At 38.7% G+C, this 13,879-nt stretch carries 17 protein-coding genes; 4 read left to right on the forward strand and 13 right to left on the reverse strand.

Annotated features, from left to right (window positions below; translation table 11 throughout):
* Positions 1 to 102 precede the first annotated feature (102 nt).
* The gene (locus A33I_RS09865; RefSeq protein ID WP_022628274.1) at positions 103 to 543 is read right to left on the reverse strand and encodes a YlbF/YmcA family competence regulator; all 441 of its coding nucleotides are present in this window, start codon (positions 541 to 543) and stop codon (positions 103 to 105) included.
* A 66-nt stretch (positions 544 to 609) separates the two neighbouring features.
* Positions 610 to 1,578 carry a UV DNA damage repair endonuclease UvsE gene (uvsE, locus tag A33I_RS09870; protein WP_031311543.1) on the reverse strand — a complete coding sequence of 323 codons (969 nt, stop codon included), beginning with the start codon at positions 1,576 to 1,578 and terminating at the stop codon, positions 610 to 612.
* Between the two features lie 95 nt (positions 1,579 to 1,673).
* On the opposite strand from uvsE, the gene A33I_RS09875 reads away from it, so the two are divergent.
* Positions 1,674 to 2,447 carry an ATP-grasp domain-containing protein gene (locus A33I_RS09875; protein ID WP_022628276.1) on the forward strand — a complete coding sequence of 258 codons (774 nt, stop codon included), beginning with the start codon at positions 1,674 to 1,676 and terminating at the stop codon, positions 2,445 to 2,447.
* Here the strand turns inward: A33I_RS09875 and A33I_RS09880 are convergent.
* From A33I_RS09880 to A33I_RS09890, 3 genes are all read right to left on the reverse strand, one after another.
* The gene (locus tag A33I_RS09880; protein ID WP_022628277.1) at positions 2,437 to 2,868 is read right to left on the reverse strand and encodes a hypothetical protein; all 432 of its coding nucleotides are present in this window, start codon (positions 2,866 to 2,868) and stop codon (positions 2,437 to 2,439) included. The two genes, A33I_RS09875 and A33I_RS09880, sit on opposite strands and share 11 nt — an antisense overlap.
* A 96-nt stretch (positions 2,869 to 2,964) precedes the next feature.
* Positions 2,965 to 3,231 (reverse strand): YlbE-like family protein, encoded by a 267-nt coding sequence (locus A33I_RS09885; protein WP_012959522.1) that lies wholly within the window; start codon positions 3,229 to 3,231, stop codon positions 2,965 to 2,967.
* 17 nt (positions 3,232 to 3,248) lie between these two features.
* Complete coding sequence (locus A33I_RS09890) at positions 3,249 to 3,713, reverse strand: YlbD family protein (protein ID WP_022628278.1); 465 nt, start codon at positions 3,711 to 3,713, stop codon at positions 3,249 to 3,251.
* A gap of 181 nt (positions 3,714 to 3,894) precedes the next feature.
* Between A33I_RS09890 and A33I_RS09895 the strand changes: the two genes are divergently transcribed.
* A complete protein-coding gene (locus A33I_RS09895; RefSeq protein ID WP_022628279.1) occupies positions 3,895 to 4,404 on the forward strand; it encodes a PaaI family thioesterase in 510 nt (169 codons plus the stop codon).
* Between the two features lie 43 nt (positions 4,405 to 4,447).
* Here the strand turns inward: A33I_RS09895 and A33I_RS09900 are convergent, their stop codons facing one another.
* The gene (locus tag A33I_RS09900) at positions 4,448 to 5,560 is read right to left on the reverse strand and encodes a CAP domain-containing protein (protein ID WP_022628280.1); all 1,113 of its coding nucleotides are present in this window, start codon (positions 5,558 to 5,560) and stop codon (positions 4,448 to 4,450) included.
* 254 nt (positions 5,561 to 5,814) lie between these two features.
* On the opposite strand from A33I_RS09900, the gene A33I_RS09905 reads away from it, so the two are divergent.
* Entirely contained in the window at positions 5,815 to 6,165 is a 351-nt protein-coding gene (locus A33I_RS09905) for a YugN family protein (protein ID WP_022628281.1), read from the forward strand.
* 50 nt (positions 6,166 to 6,215) lie between these two features.
* Here the strand turns inward: A33I_RS09905 and A33I_RS09910 are convergent, their stop codons facing one another.
* Positions 6,216 to 6,677 carry a TcaA NTF2-like domain-containing protein gene (locus A33I_RS09910; protein ID WP_022628282.1) on the reverse strand — a complete coding sequence of 154 codons (462 nt, stop codon included), beginning with the start codon at positions 6,675 to 6,677 and terminating at the stop codon, positions 6,216 to 6,218.
* 225 nt (positions 6,678 to 6,902) lie between these two features.
* Here A33I_RS09910 and ytvI point away from each other — a divergent pair, with 225 nt between their 5' ends.
* The gene (ytvI, locus tag A33I_RS09915) at positions 6,903 to 7,961 is read left to right on the forward strand and encodes a sporulation integral membrane protein YtvI (RefSeq protein ID WP_022628283.1); all 1,059 of its coding nucleotides are present in this window, start codon (positions 6,903 to 6,905) and stop codon (positions 7,959 to 7,961) included.
* Positions 7,962 to 8,026: 65 nt separating this feature from the next.
* On the opposite strand, the gene A33I_RS09920 is transcribed toward ytvI, so the two are convergent.
* From A33I_RS09920 to cyoE, 6 genes are all read right to left on the reverse strand, one after another.
* A complete protein-coding gene (locus tag A33I_RS09920; protein ID WP_022628284.1) occupies positions 8,027 to 8,584 on the reverse strand; it encodes a DUF420 domain-containing protein in 558 nt (185 codons plus the stop codon).
* A 167-nt stretch (positions 8,585 to 8,751) separates the two neighbouring features.
* Entirely contained in the window at positions 8,752 to 9,096 is a 345-nt protein-coding gene (locus A33I_RS09925; protein ID WP_022628285.1) for a cytochrome C oxidase subunit IV family protein, read from the reverse strand.
* Positions 9,097 to 9,100: 4 nt separating this feature from the next.
* On the reverse strand, positions 9,101 to 9,721 hold the full coding sequence (locus tag A33I_RS09930) for a cytochrome (ubi)quinol oxidase subunit III (protein WP_012959532.1): 621 nt from the start codon (positions 9,719 to 9,721) through the stop codon (positions 9,101 to 9,103).
* A 3-nt stretch (positions 9,722 to 9,724) separates the two neighbouring features.
* A complete protein-coding gene (gene ctaD, locus A33I_RS09935; protein WP_012959533.1) occupies positions 9,725 to 11,602 on the reverse strand; it encodes a cytochrome c oxidase subunit I in 1,878 nt (625 codons plus the stop codon).
* 35 nt (positions 11,603 to 11,637) lie between these two features.
* Entirely contained in the window at positions 11,638 to 12,666 is a 1,029-nt protein-coding gene (gene coxB, locus A33I_RS09940) for a cytochrome c oxidase subunit II (protein ID WP_012959534.1), read from the reverse strand.
* 115 nt (positions 12,667 to 12,781) lie between these two features.
* Positions 12,782 to 13,720, reverse strand: a complete 939-nt coding sequence (cyoE, locus tag A33I_RS09945; protein ID WP_012959535.1) for a heme o synthase — start codon at positions 13,718 to 13,720, stop codon at positions 12,782 to 12,784.
* Between the last annotated feature and the right edge of the window lie 159 nt (positions 13,721 to 13,879).

Raw genomic sequence — 13,879 nt, forward strand, 5'->3', positions numbered from 1 at the left:
GGCTATGTACTTACCGCTACAGGGTCGTACTCGGGACTTTCACCCGTTAGAGTTCGCCCATGCTGGGCGAACAAAAAAACAGGCGCTTATTGCGCCTGTTTCCTATCCACAACTGCATCCTCCGCCAGACCCACATCCACCACTACAAGACATTTGATCAAAATACGGGTTTCCTGTAGGAACTTTTATTGATTTTGAAATAGAATGAGCAATCAGCTCACTTACTTCATTTAACAACATCTCTAGTTCACGCTCTGCTGCTTTAAATTCCTTTACTGACTCCGTTACATCTACCTTTCGTTTCAACTGTCGTATTTCAGTTGAAACCGTATCATAGTCAGGATGATAACGTCCGAAGCGCTGTACCTCTTCATGCCGCTCTTTCATTTCTGTAAACTCAACGATAAGCTTTTGAGCCGGCTGGTCGTTCTCAAGTGCCTTTTTGGCATGTATATATTGAATAAATACATCGGATTGTCCGATTGATTTGGCTAGTTCTTCTGATTGATCCATCAATTCAATGGTTGACATCGTAAGAAGCATAACGACACCTCCTAACAACCATTATACCATGTCTTGCACGTAATCACATCCCGCACACTACTTTCCTTATGTGGAATAGTACTCTATTTGGGCATTTGCTACCTTCCGAACAGAGCGAAAAGCTTGCAGATCCTCCATTAATTTAATTAATGCACTATCCTTTTCTTTTGCTTCAATCATAATATCAATTTGACTCGTCGTTCCGCTAATCTCTTTTAAAAACCGTTCTAGGCGGCCTGCATCAATATAATCTGCATGAGACCTATCAAGCGGACCATCTTTTGGACTTGAGACATGCATCTTAATCGGATGAGGACTGTTTTCCCAAGTAGCAACGACCCTGTTCCATAATGCGTGCAGGTCCGTTTCTCTTTGATAGACATCAAAATGGTGTAAATCAAATACTACAGGAATCCCTACTTTTTCTCCTAAATAAAGAGCATCTTCAACCGTGTAGTTTTTATCATCATTTTCAAGTATCAACATATTAACTAGAGCATGAGGAACATCTTGTATATTTGTAATAAATTGTTCTAATCCACCTTCAATCCCTTGCTTTTTTCCCCCAATATGAAGGACACAACGATGAGTTGGATCAATATTCATTCCTTTTAATAATTTATAATGATATAACAGGGTTTTTACCGATTGCTGTAATATTTCTTTCGATGGAGAGTTTAAGACAACAAAATGATCTGGATGAAAACCGGTCCTAATTTCAAACTTATTAATGTACTCCCCCAATTCTTTTAAATAGGGTGCTAAAACACGTTCATATTTCCAATCTGCTGTTAGCGGATGATTTACAAGAGGAACTAAGCGTGAGCTTAACCTGAAAAAATGAATTCCCTCTGCTTTGTTATGTTTCAATAACCGAATACAATTTTCAATATTACTTTTAGCTATGCGTTCAAGCTTCTTTATTGCAGCTTCTTTGTCATCAATTTCCATAAACTGTTTAACAGTCATGGTTTGAGAAGGTGATGCATTAGATAATTGTTTGCTCATTGCCACGTAACCAAAGCGTATCTTCATGGGGGAACCTGGATGTGTCATTGACATCCCCCTCCCTTCCGACTATAATTCTTTCGTCTGGAAATTACGTCCTTAAAAGAAAAGGTGAATTTAGAATGAAATTTGTCACGTTTAACCCATTTCGCACGATAGGCATTCCAGGAATACAGTATGTGAAGCCTGAACATCTGTTTTCTGAAAGAGAAAAAATTGATCAAGCTGATGTGTGCTTATTCCCTGAAAACTGGCAGGTGAATGCTCTTGTATACGGAATGAAAAAGCCTATTTTCCCAAGTATTCAATCTATTCAACTAGGCTTTAATAAAGTAGAAGTAACCCGTGCTCTTTGGAGTGTTTGTCCCGGGCATGTTCCTTATACACAAATACTAGGACATAGTGAGGACAGCATCCAGAAAATACTTCAAAACTTCCCTTTCCCGTTCGTTGCAAAAGAAATCAGAAATTCAATGGGAAATGGTGTATTTCTGATTCATAATGAAGAAGAACTAAGAGAATACGCTGAAAACAACCCTACAATGTACATTCAAGAATACTTAGAAATAGACAGAGATCTGCGAGTTTGTTTTGTCGGTGATGAAGTCATTGCAAGCTATTGGCGCATAAATGAATCAAATAGTTTTCATAACAATGTAGCAAAAGGCGGAAAGATCTCCTTTGATAATATTCCCCAAGATGCCATTGAATTGGTTACAGAGACCGCACGTGCACTGGGGATCGATCACGCTGGGTTTGATCTAGTATTTGCAAATGATCAGTTTTACTTCCTAGAATTCAATACACTATTTGGAAATCAAGGTTTTCAACAGCTTGGTATTTCAATTGAACAGAAGATTTACAAATATCTTCAAACAAAACACTCTACAATGTAATCGTCACTGAGTCTTCACTACCATAAGGGGTACGATCATTTTTCACTAACACCACTCGAATCGTATGCTCACCCTGCGGCAATCCTTCTATGACAAAGCTGTTAGTATATAACGTAGCAGCATGCTCATCATCTATATAAAGCCGGTAATGCCCTTCCCCTTCTTGGTGTAGGGCTCCTTCTTTTTCTTCAGTTACGACCAACCCTCTAATCATACAATCAATGAAGACATCACTTTCTCTCAATGAATAAGAAACTGAAATATCCGGCTCACTTGAACCCGAAATAATTTCGATAGGTAGGGAACGATAGAGCGGTTTAATAGAAATTGATTCTAGATCAATCTGCCCCGCCACACCATTAGCTGGAAACATCACTAAGAAAAAATAGATCACTATAACCACTCTAGCAAAAAGCTTCATACACAGCTCTCCAATCACAAATCATCTATTATAAGCATGTGTCATCAAGGCTTACTTTATGTACACTGATATAAACAAAAAAAACACAAAGACCACTTATTGAAGCGGTCCTTGTGCTGCTTGTGCCACTGTTTGCTGGCCCATTTTTAACATCTCAATCATCATCATTGCTAGACCTAAGTGATTTTGCATTTTTTCTACACGTTGCGGTATCGTTTTGCCGTAAAAGAAGTTTGCCTCTTTTTCAAGCGCTGGAATTAAACTCGGATCTCTTCCTAACTTCCTGTACCATATCGGATTCTGCCGGATGAATTGCCGTAATTCAGGTCTTTCATTTAACAGCTGCTGGATTTCTGCTCTCAATTGACTTCCCCCCTTTTTTAATCTCGTCTAAATGAAAAAGGCTGATCTTGGGTAGGTCTTGATTGAGAATTTGTAGGCTGTTGGAATGTCTGCATCACATTTTGTACATTGGAGAGGACTGAGCTAAATTGTGCTAGATGACTCTGTAGATCTTGCACATTAAAGCGTCTCATCATATTCATTAATTGGCCAAGAGTATCTGTTGCATTTTGCTGTTCCGATTGTTGTGTCGAATCAGAATTTGGTTGGGCAGTTGTTTGTTGATTCATCTGTTGACTCGCTTGCTGAAATGTTTCAGCTTGTTGATCCATGGTTTTGTACGGGATCCATTGTTCGTGATCAGCACCTAAAACTGACCATTCCTCATAAAATTGCTGTAAACTTTTTTGATTCGAGCGGATTTCCATACTTATTTTAGGATGTTCTTTTACAAAATGCTTAAACTGTTCAACAGAAGGATGCATGCCCTCATGTTGTGCCATCTTCATCCTCCTCCTTCATTCTGCTACTTGGTTTTCCTGCATATTTTAACCGGGTAAAAACATACCCTTCTCTTCTATCCTATACATCTGCCCAGTCCAATGTGCAGCTTAATATGATTGCAGGAAGCTTTTTCTTTTTGCTACAATATCAATAGGCAGTTAAAACAAGTGGAGGCTCTAAATGATGACAACTTTAAAGCAAGAATTAAATGATACGTTTCAAGAATTAATTAGCACAGCGAATGATGAAGAATTACATGTTCTTTCTTCTATGTTAAGAGGCCTCAATGATAAAAAAGAACAAAAGTACGCAACTTATTTATCAGCTCTAACTCAGATACAAACACGCTTTTTAGATAATGGTGATTATGAAGTGGTTTTACCGATTCAGCCTCTGATTAATAATCCACTACAAATGGTGCACGGGGGAATAACCGCTACACTGCTTGATACAGCTATGGGATCGATGATTAACCGTATTTTACCTGAAGATAAAGCAGCGGTGACCGCTGAAATGAATGTCCATTACATAAAACCAGGTGTTGGCAGCAAACTTAGATGTGTAGCACATTTGGCGCACAAGGGCAACAGCTTATGTGTGACGGAAGCGAAAGTATATGATGATCGAGAGAAATTAGTTGCAATGGCAACTGGAACATTCGCTCTTATTAATCGCCCGCATGTAAAATAAACAAGCAGGTCAGGGTACCATACCCGACCTGCTTGTTTGCTTTTTAGAATCCCCACCCAGTCATAAAGTTTTGCGTGTGAAAATCTTTGTACACCCCAACTCCTAGTTCTTCAAATTCTTCGTGTAACACATTTACTCTATGCCCTTCGCTATTTAACCAGCCTTCTGTAGCCGCAAGTCCATCTACATATTGTGCAGCAATATTTTCACCTGCGAGTCTGTAATTTAACTCGCCACGATCAAATCGATCAGATAACTCGCCATATATAGGGGAGGTGTGTGAAAAATATTGTTCTTCTTGCATGTCCCTGCTATGAAGATAGGCTACGCCTGAAACTTCCCCGTTCCAGGTAAACGGTTCTAAGCCGTGACGTTCTCTCAACACATTGGTGAAACTAAAAATATGCCTAGCTTGTCCTGCCTCAATCTCCTCCCATTCAGCTTCCGTTACATTCTCTTCCTCAGGAAGAACTCCTCGATACGAAACAGAGTAGGGTCTTTGTTTTAATAACACTTCATCTGTCAGATAACGGATACTTGATAATTCATTTGTATGAATATCGAAATAAAGCTGCATCCATCCATCATCAACTTCTACAATCGGCCGCATATTACGGTCTTCTGGGGTCAATTCGAATTGGTAATGGTTACCTCCTGCTCGTAATTCAACTTGTTGGGTAAACGTATAACGTTCGTCTAACGCCTGATAGCTCTCTCCAAACATTGTTTCTTCTGAATTGAGCTCTGACCAACTAGTAAATGTAGTAACTACCTGCTCTTCTTCTATCCCAATTAGGTGATAATAATCTTCTTCTTCATAAACCCACCAATCATAGCCAAAAGCTGAAGGATCTATTCTTGAAGGCTCCCCAAACAATTCCTTAACCTCTTCTACCTGAGCCCCAAGCAGCGGCTTATCTGACTCAAAGGTTCCTGTAGTTGAAGTTGTTTCAGATTCACTGTCGTTTTCCTCTGGTGCAGTTTCTACGACTATTTCATCAGCGGCAGCTATTTCTTCTTCCTTGTCATCTTGCATAAACACAGATTGCTCGTCCGCTTGAAACCATTCCTTAATTTCTGCTTCAAATTGGTATTCAAATACCGCCACACTTAGAAAAAGAGCTAGCATGATCCCGATAAACACCTTTTGCTTCATAAGCTTCTCCTCCTGCTTTTCCCTCATCTATATCTATTCTTATTCCTTTTGCCCATTTCCTTCAGCTAGTTATGTAGTCTGCTGTCAATCCTTAAAACGATTTTGTCGAATTTTAACGCCATTATATCATCAATCTGTTAGAACTTCGCTCGATATACATAAAACATTCACCATTATCCGTTGCAACAAACGCCTTTTCATACTATTATTAGGAGGGTATAGTAATGAAGCAGTCGAAATAAGGAGGGTTCCTGGTGAAATTTGAGCAAATTAACTTAGCAGATAAAGAAGTGAAATTTGAAACATTAAGACATGCTGCAGAATCAATTGGTTTAGTACATGCAGGTCAATGGGATTATGAGCGCGTTACATTTGATTACAAAATTGTTAATCAAGGAGATACATACTACCTACGTGTTCCTGCTTATGCTATTAAAGGTGACATTCCTCACGACGATGCAATCGTCAAATTAATGACGCCTATTTTAGGAAAGCATTATTATCCGCATGGTGTTGAATACGATGGTGAAACGTTCCCTAAAACCATCATTGACAAATGTGCAAAAAAACTAGAACTACTTAACACAAACCTAGAAGCAAAATAAGAAAAAGCCAAGCAATCTGCTTGGCTTTTTCTTATTTATTGGTTACGCTCCTATGATTTGACATGTCTGATCGTTACAATACGAAAAGAGTCAGATCCACCCTTAGTCAACTCAAACCGTACGTCACGTTCAACTTCATTCGCTTGACCATGCTCTATCACTTCAACTCGTTCTATTGCATCTACATATAAGTCACCCTCAGGGTCTTCAAACACCTGATGAACTTGAAAGTCTAACAAATCCTTCGTATTTCCCTCACTATGTGAATCAGAGACATAACGTCTTAAAGAATGATAAAAGCTGTTATTAGTAATCAGAAAAGGTTCTAATTGGTTGAAATTACCCGTGTTATAAGCATCTACCATGGTTTCTTTATAATCTGTCACAAACTCACGAACAAGATCTTCACGTTCATCTGTTACTAGTGTTAAATTCGTATCATCCGAACCACATGCTGCTAATATACTTAGAATTAAAAAGACCATACTTGTCCGTATCCAGTACTTATTCATTACATATCTCACCTTTTTCACCATCTTTACAAATTGCTTTACTTATAGTAAGCACACAACTAGTAAGCATACAACCCATTATATCACACCAAAAAATGAATTTTTTTTTCAACCTTCAGCGGATTTGTGAACAAAGTAAATAAAATAAACACATATACTTGTTCAAGTTTTCATCTTCATACTATAATGAAGATAAGCTTTTATGTAGTAGAGAGGGGTTTCGAATTGGCAGCTTTCTTCACGAGACGTACGATTTGGATTATTATTTCTATTCTTTTATTTTTAGTCGCTGCATACTTTATTTTACCAGTGTCACTTCCATTAGTTGCCGCATTATTAACAGCTCTAATCCTAACACCTGCTGTTAATGCACTACAAAGGAAGACCAAGATAAAGCGAAATGTTGCGGTTATGCTTGTATTTACCGTTTTTGTTGTGTTTATCGGCCTAAGTGGTTACTATATTGCAACGAAAGCGATCACACAAGGTACACAAATTGTTGAAAATAGTCCGCAATATATTAGCGATATAAACAGAGCTTGGTTAAACTTCCAACGGAATTTAGAAGAAAAATATGAGAATCTCCCTCCTGAATTGGTGCAAGAGATTAATATTACAGTGACCAATACATTAAGTGACCTGCGTTCAAATATTAGTGATCGTAATCTTATTCAAGATATTACCTCATTAATATCAAGCATACCGGGTTATCTTGTTACATTTCTTGTTTATCTCATTGCGTTATTTTTATTTATGCTTGAACTGCCTAGACTGAGAGAAAAGCTGTATAGTTACCTCTCTGAGAGAACAAAAGAGAAAGTAAACTTTATGACATCACGCCTTTCTTACGTCATCTGGGGGTTTTTCAAAGCACAATTTTTAGTTAGTATTATTATCTTTATTGTAACGTTGATCGGCCTGCTCTTCATTGCTCCTGAAGTCGCTTTATTAATGGCATTTATTATTTGGCTGATTGACTTTGTCCCTATTATAGGATCAATCGTTATTTTAGCACCATGGGCCATTTTTCAATTAATTGTCGGTGATGTGAGTACAGGTTCTAAGCTGTTTATCCTGGCTGCTGTATTATTGATTATTCGGAGAACAGTAGAACCAAAAGTAATGGGGAAACATATCGGTTTATCTCCACTTGCTACACTTATTGCGATGTATCTGGGATTAATGTTATTTGGAGTCATCGGCTTCATTATTGGTCCCCTCCTTGTTATCGCCTTTACATCAGCTAAAGAAGCAGGGATTATTAAATTGAACTTTAAATTATAATCGGTTCGATCAAATTTCACCCTACAAGAAAAAGCATCATGCTCTGCATGATGCTTTTTTTCGCTTTAATAATAAGGTGATATCATTACATACACTAACACACCAGTTAAACTTACATAAAGCCAGATCGGCATCGTCCAGCGCGCAATTTTACGGTGACGCTCATTTTCCATATTCCATGCTCTAGCTACTGAAGTTAGAGCTAATGGGACAATAATTGCTGCTAGTACGATATGTGTTATTAAGATGAAGTAATAGATCCCAGCCATGATGCCTGATCCCCCGTACGGTGTCGACGCAGATAAGAAATGATGCGCGACATACGTAACGAGAAATAAAGTAGTTGTAATAAAGGCTGCATAAATAAAACGTCGATGAACCACTACATTCTTCTTTAAAATAGCAATCAATGCTGCTAGTAAGAATAAAAATGTGAAACTATTAAAAATAGCATTCATAAGCGGCAGAACCTTTACATCAAAAGCATTAAAGTTCTCATAGCCTGGCATCCCTGATAATAGTATAACTAAACCGTTGATGACGATCGTTACAATAATAATAAAAGGTTTATAATTTCGTTTCTTAAACGAAGGGTTGTCTGCTGCGTGTTGGTGATTACTCACAAATCATATCTCCTCTCATTGCTGTATCAATTCTTTTAAACTCGTACATATGAGTAGTACACATTTATTATACAATAGAAAGATTATCTTTACTTAAATTTGATTGTCACAATCTCATGAACAAAAAAGCTCTCATTCGTTATGAATGAGAGCTTTAAAGTATTACCTTAGATTTTATTGACTCCAAGCAGCAGCATTAAAGCTGCAATTGTTGGAACGGTAATAAAAATACCAGAAATCATGAACGCATTTGCCCAGCCATGGTCTTTATCCTTCATATGCATAAAGAAGAATAATTGAAGAGCAAATTGAATCACGGCAAGGATGAAAATAAATGGAATAGCAAATGAACGTGGAACCACATCCGTTGCGACAGCCATAAATGACATCAATGTTAAGAAAATCATAAGAGCAAACACGACAATTTGCTTACGAATTTCTTTTTTAATTTGACGTCTTTCTTCCTCAGTCATTGCACTTTTATCAAATGATTGACTTAAATTATCTGCCATGTGATCAACCTCCTACTCCCATAAGATAGACAACTGTGAAGATGAATACCCACACAACGTCGATAAAGTGCCAGTATAGACCAGCCACATAGAACTTAGGAGCATTTGTCAACGTAATTCCACTCTTTCTGTAACGGATTAAGAGGACAATAATCCAGCTTAAACCAAAGGCAACGTGGGCACCATGCAGTCCAACTAAGGAATAGAATGCCGATGCAAATGCACTAGTTGAGAATCCAAATTGATAATCAACTACATAATGATGGAACTCATAAATTTCAAAGCCTAAGAATGCAAGACCTAATACAACAGTAATCCACATCCAAATCATCATGGCTTTGAAATTATTCTTCTTCATCGCAAACATTGCTAACACACTTGTTAAACTACTTGTTAAAAGCAGCATTGTCATGATAAAGACAAGATCTAGAGCAACGAGGTCAGCTGAAGTAGGACCGTCAGCTGTACCACCGCGAAGACCTAAGAATGTACCAAAGAATGTTGCAAAAAGGATGGTTTCACCACCAAGGAAGAACCAGAAACCAAGGAATTTATTTTTCCCTTCAAGTGTAGCCCTCTCCGGATGAGAAGGAAGACCTTTTGACGTATCAACTGCACCTGCCATTTCTTAGTTCCCTCCTTTCTTTAATTCCGCTAAATCAGCTTTCACTTGTTCAGCTGGAATATGGTAACCATGATCTTCTTTGATCGAACGAACGAACATACAACCGAATGTAAGAGCAAGACCGCCAATTGCTACGATCCATGGATTAATAATAGGGTTATCCATGTTTAACATGATTAATCCAAAGCCTGCAAAGAACAAGCCGATAGACATAATGAAAGGCAGGATTGAACCATTAGGCATGTGAATGTCTGTTACAGGTTCAGCTGGCTTCATTGTGCCGTCACCATGAATTTTTTCATAGAACAATGGATCAAGAGAACGAACTTGCGGCGTTTGCGCAAAGTTGTACTCAGGAACCGGAGTTGGTGTTGCCCACTCAAGAGTACGAGCATCCCATGGATCTGCTACTGTTACACGCTCACCCTTGAATGCAGAGTAGATAACGTTGATAACAAGTAAGATAACACCAGCAGACATGAAGAATGTACCGATTGTACTGATGAAGTTAAATGCATCAAGACCTTGGTCGCCAAGATATGTGTAAACACGACGAGGCATACCCATTAGACCTAATAAATGTTGTACAAAGAATGTTAAATGGAAACCGATGTAGAATACCCAGAAGAATAGTTTACCTAGTGTTTCATTTAACATATGACCAAACATTTTCGGGTACCAATAGAATAGACCCGCGAATAATGAAAGAACGATACCACCAACAATAATGTAGTGGAAGTGAGCTACAACAAAGTACGTATCATGATATAGGTAATCAACAGGTGCCATAGCAAGCATTACCCCTGTTACCCCACCAAGTACGAATGTCGGTACGAAAGAAGAAGCAAATAACATCGCTGTGTTAAATGTGATCTTACCGCCCCACATTGTAAATAGCCAGTTAAAGATTTTGATACCGGTTGGTACCGCAATCGTCATTGTTGCAACCGCGAAGATAGAGTTAGCAACAGGACCCATACCTACTGTAAACATGTGGTGAGCCCAAACCATGAATCCTAAGAATGCAATGATCATTGTAGCGAATACCATCGCTGTATAACCGAATAGACGCTTTCTTGAGAAAGCTGGAATAACTTCAGAAATAATCCCGAATGCCGGCAATACTAAGATATATACCTCAGGGTGACCGAAAATCCAGAAAATATGCTGCCATAATACTACGTTACCACCCATGCTCGGGATGAAGTATTGAGCTTCAAATAAACGATCTAACATTAGTAGTGCAAGACCAGCAGCAAGTGGTGTAAACGCGAATAAAATTAATGTAGACGAAATGAATGACGTCCATACGAATAATGGCAGACGCATCATTGTCATGCCTGGTGCACGCATATTAACGATCGTAACAAGGAAGTTAATCGCTGAAATAAGCGTACCAATACCAGAAACCTGTAAACCTAGTACATAGAAATCAATTCCAAGTCCGCCATAATCACGGCTGGATAGCGGCACATAAGCTGTCCAACCAGCGTCAGGACCGCCGCCAAAGAACCAGCTTAAGCTAAGAAGTAATCCACCGAAAAAGAAGATCCAGAACCCGAGAGCGTTGACAAATGGAAATGCAACGTCACGAGCACCGATTTGTAGTGGAATAACATAGTTCATAAATGCAAACAATAATGGTGTAGCTGCTAAGAAAAGCATAATCGTACCATGCATCGTAATGAATTCATTAAATGTTTGACCACTTAAGAAGTTCATTTCTGGATACATAAGCTGAATACGCATGAATAGCGCCATTACACCAGCTTTTACAAAGAAAAGTGTTCCTGCAATTAAATACATAATCGCAATCTTTTTATGGTCAACTGTTGTTAACCAATCCCAGATAACACTTTTTTCTTGTTTCTGTGTAGCCAATGGGTTAACCTCCTTCTAAATCAAGTTCGCTAGTCTTATTCCATTACTTTTAATGAACGAAGGTATGCAATTAGTGCTTCCATATCTTCCTCGCTCATATCAGGGTATGCTGGCATAACATTACCTTGTTTTAGAGATTGAGGATCACGAATCCATGCCTCTAGGTTCTCATCGTTATTCTCAAGATAACCAGCAATTACTTCACGCTCTCCAAAGTTAGTGAAAGCCGGACCTGCTGCAGTTCCAGTTCCACCTACCGCGTGACATCCAATACATGAGTTTTCTTCAAATACTTGACGACCTTGGTTAGCAAGAGTTTCAGTAGGCTCTTCTACCTCAGCTGACATACCCTCTACCCAAGCATCGTATTCATCACGCTCTAGAGCGATCAGTTTAAAGTCCATTAAGGCATGTGAAGGACCACAAAGTTCAGCACATTTACCTTTAAAAACGCCGGGTTCATCTGCTTCTAACCACATGTGGTTCGTAATACCAGGAACGGTATCAATTTTACCACCTAGAGCAGGTACCCAGAATGAGTGAAGAACATCTTGCGCGTGAAGCTCAAAGATTACTTTCTCTCCTACTGGAATGTAAACATCTTGCCCAGCAGTAAATCCTTCGTTTTCGTAATCAAACTGCCACCAGAACTGATGACCTGTTACTTTGATGTAGACTGTGTTATCCCCTACTTCAGGGTCTGGATCCTTATCCGCAAACATAAACGTACCGGTAATTGTAGGTACCGCTAAGATTACAAGCAGGATAATCGGAATCACTGTCCACGTAATTTCGAGTGCCGTATTCCCGTGAACTTGTTTAGGAATCTCGTCGTCACCAGGCTTGCGACGATATTTTGCAAGAATGATGAAAAAGATTGCAAATACGACAATACTCACAAGGGCCATGACAATTATTGAAAGAATCATATTATCATAAATCCATTGTGCTTGAGGACCCTTAGGATCAAGAGCCGTTAGGTTTTCCTCCCCCAGACACCCTGTCAAGAAAAGGGTTAAAAATGAAAGAGGTAGAAAACGCGATGCTGTTTTCCAAAGTTTCATCTGACAATCCAACCTCACTTTCGTCAAGTAGTCATGACTACATAAAAATATTTATCATCAAAAATTCATTTCTAATGAGTTAGGTTCTCTAACTTAGTTAGATATCTCTAATAAATTAGAAATGAACAATGACCATAAGAACAAATAAAATCGTTAAATAATTTAACGAATAAACAAACATTAATCTTGCCCACTTAATATCATCTTTCATCTTAAAACCAGCAATTCCAAGAGCAAGCCAACCTACTCCTAAAACAGCTGCGACGATTGTGTAGACAAGTCCAAAAGGGTAGAGCATTAAAGAAACTGGCAGAAGCGCAGCTACATAAACGACCATCTGACGTTTAGTCATTTCAAAACCTGCAACTACCGGCAGCATTGGAATTCCAGCTGCTCTGTATTCTTCTACACGCTTCATTGCTAATGCAAGGAAGTGTGGAGGCTGCCAAAGAAACATGATAAAAAATAGCAACCAAGCATACAAGTGTAAACCGCCATCTATCGCTGCCCAACCAATTAATGGAGGAACTGCTCCTGAAAAGCTTCCTACAATTGTATTTAATGTAGTAGTTCTCTTAGTCCACATAGTGTATAGCACTACATAAATAAACAGACCAATTAACCCGATAACAGCTGCAGTCGGTGTTGTAAGCGCTAAAAAGATTATCCCTAAAGCAGCCTGTGCAAGTCCAACCAACAGCACATGTTTAGCAGAAAAGCGTCCAGTTACAGTAGGCCTTTCTTTTGTTCGTTCCATAAGATGATCTATGTCACGATCAATATAGTTGTTTAATGTACAACCGCCTGCCATGACTAATGCTGCTCCTAAGAGCGCAAAAATCATTGTATCAAGATGCATCGTAAACACTGTACCGGTATAAACAATTGCCAAGTAAATCCCGGCAAAGGTTGTAATTAGATTAGAAGTAACGATCCCTTGCTTTGCAAGCACAAGATAGTCTTTCCATGATTTTTGCTGAACGTCAGCAACTGATGAATCAGGACCAGCTTCGATTACATTTGTCGGATCGATGGCTGTATTAGACTTATTCATCAATTCTTCACCCCCTTTGTAGAATGAACCATTCATACAGACATTTCTACAAAAAATAAATTAGGCGCCGTTTTCACACACACCTAATATCTGTCACAAACACATTATATCTCAAAATCTTAATTGTTTCAGCAAAATCATGAGTTTCACATTTTCTTC

The organism is Alkalihalophilus marmarensis DSM 21297, from assembly GCF_000474275.2.
Taxonomy (GTDB): Bacteria; Bacillota; Bacilli; order Bacillales; family Bacillaceae_D; genus Alkalihalophilus; species Alkalihalophilus marmarensis.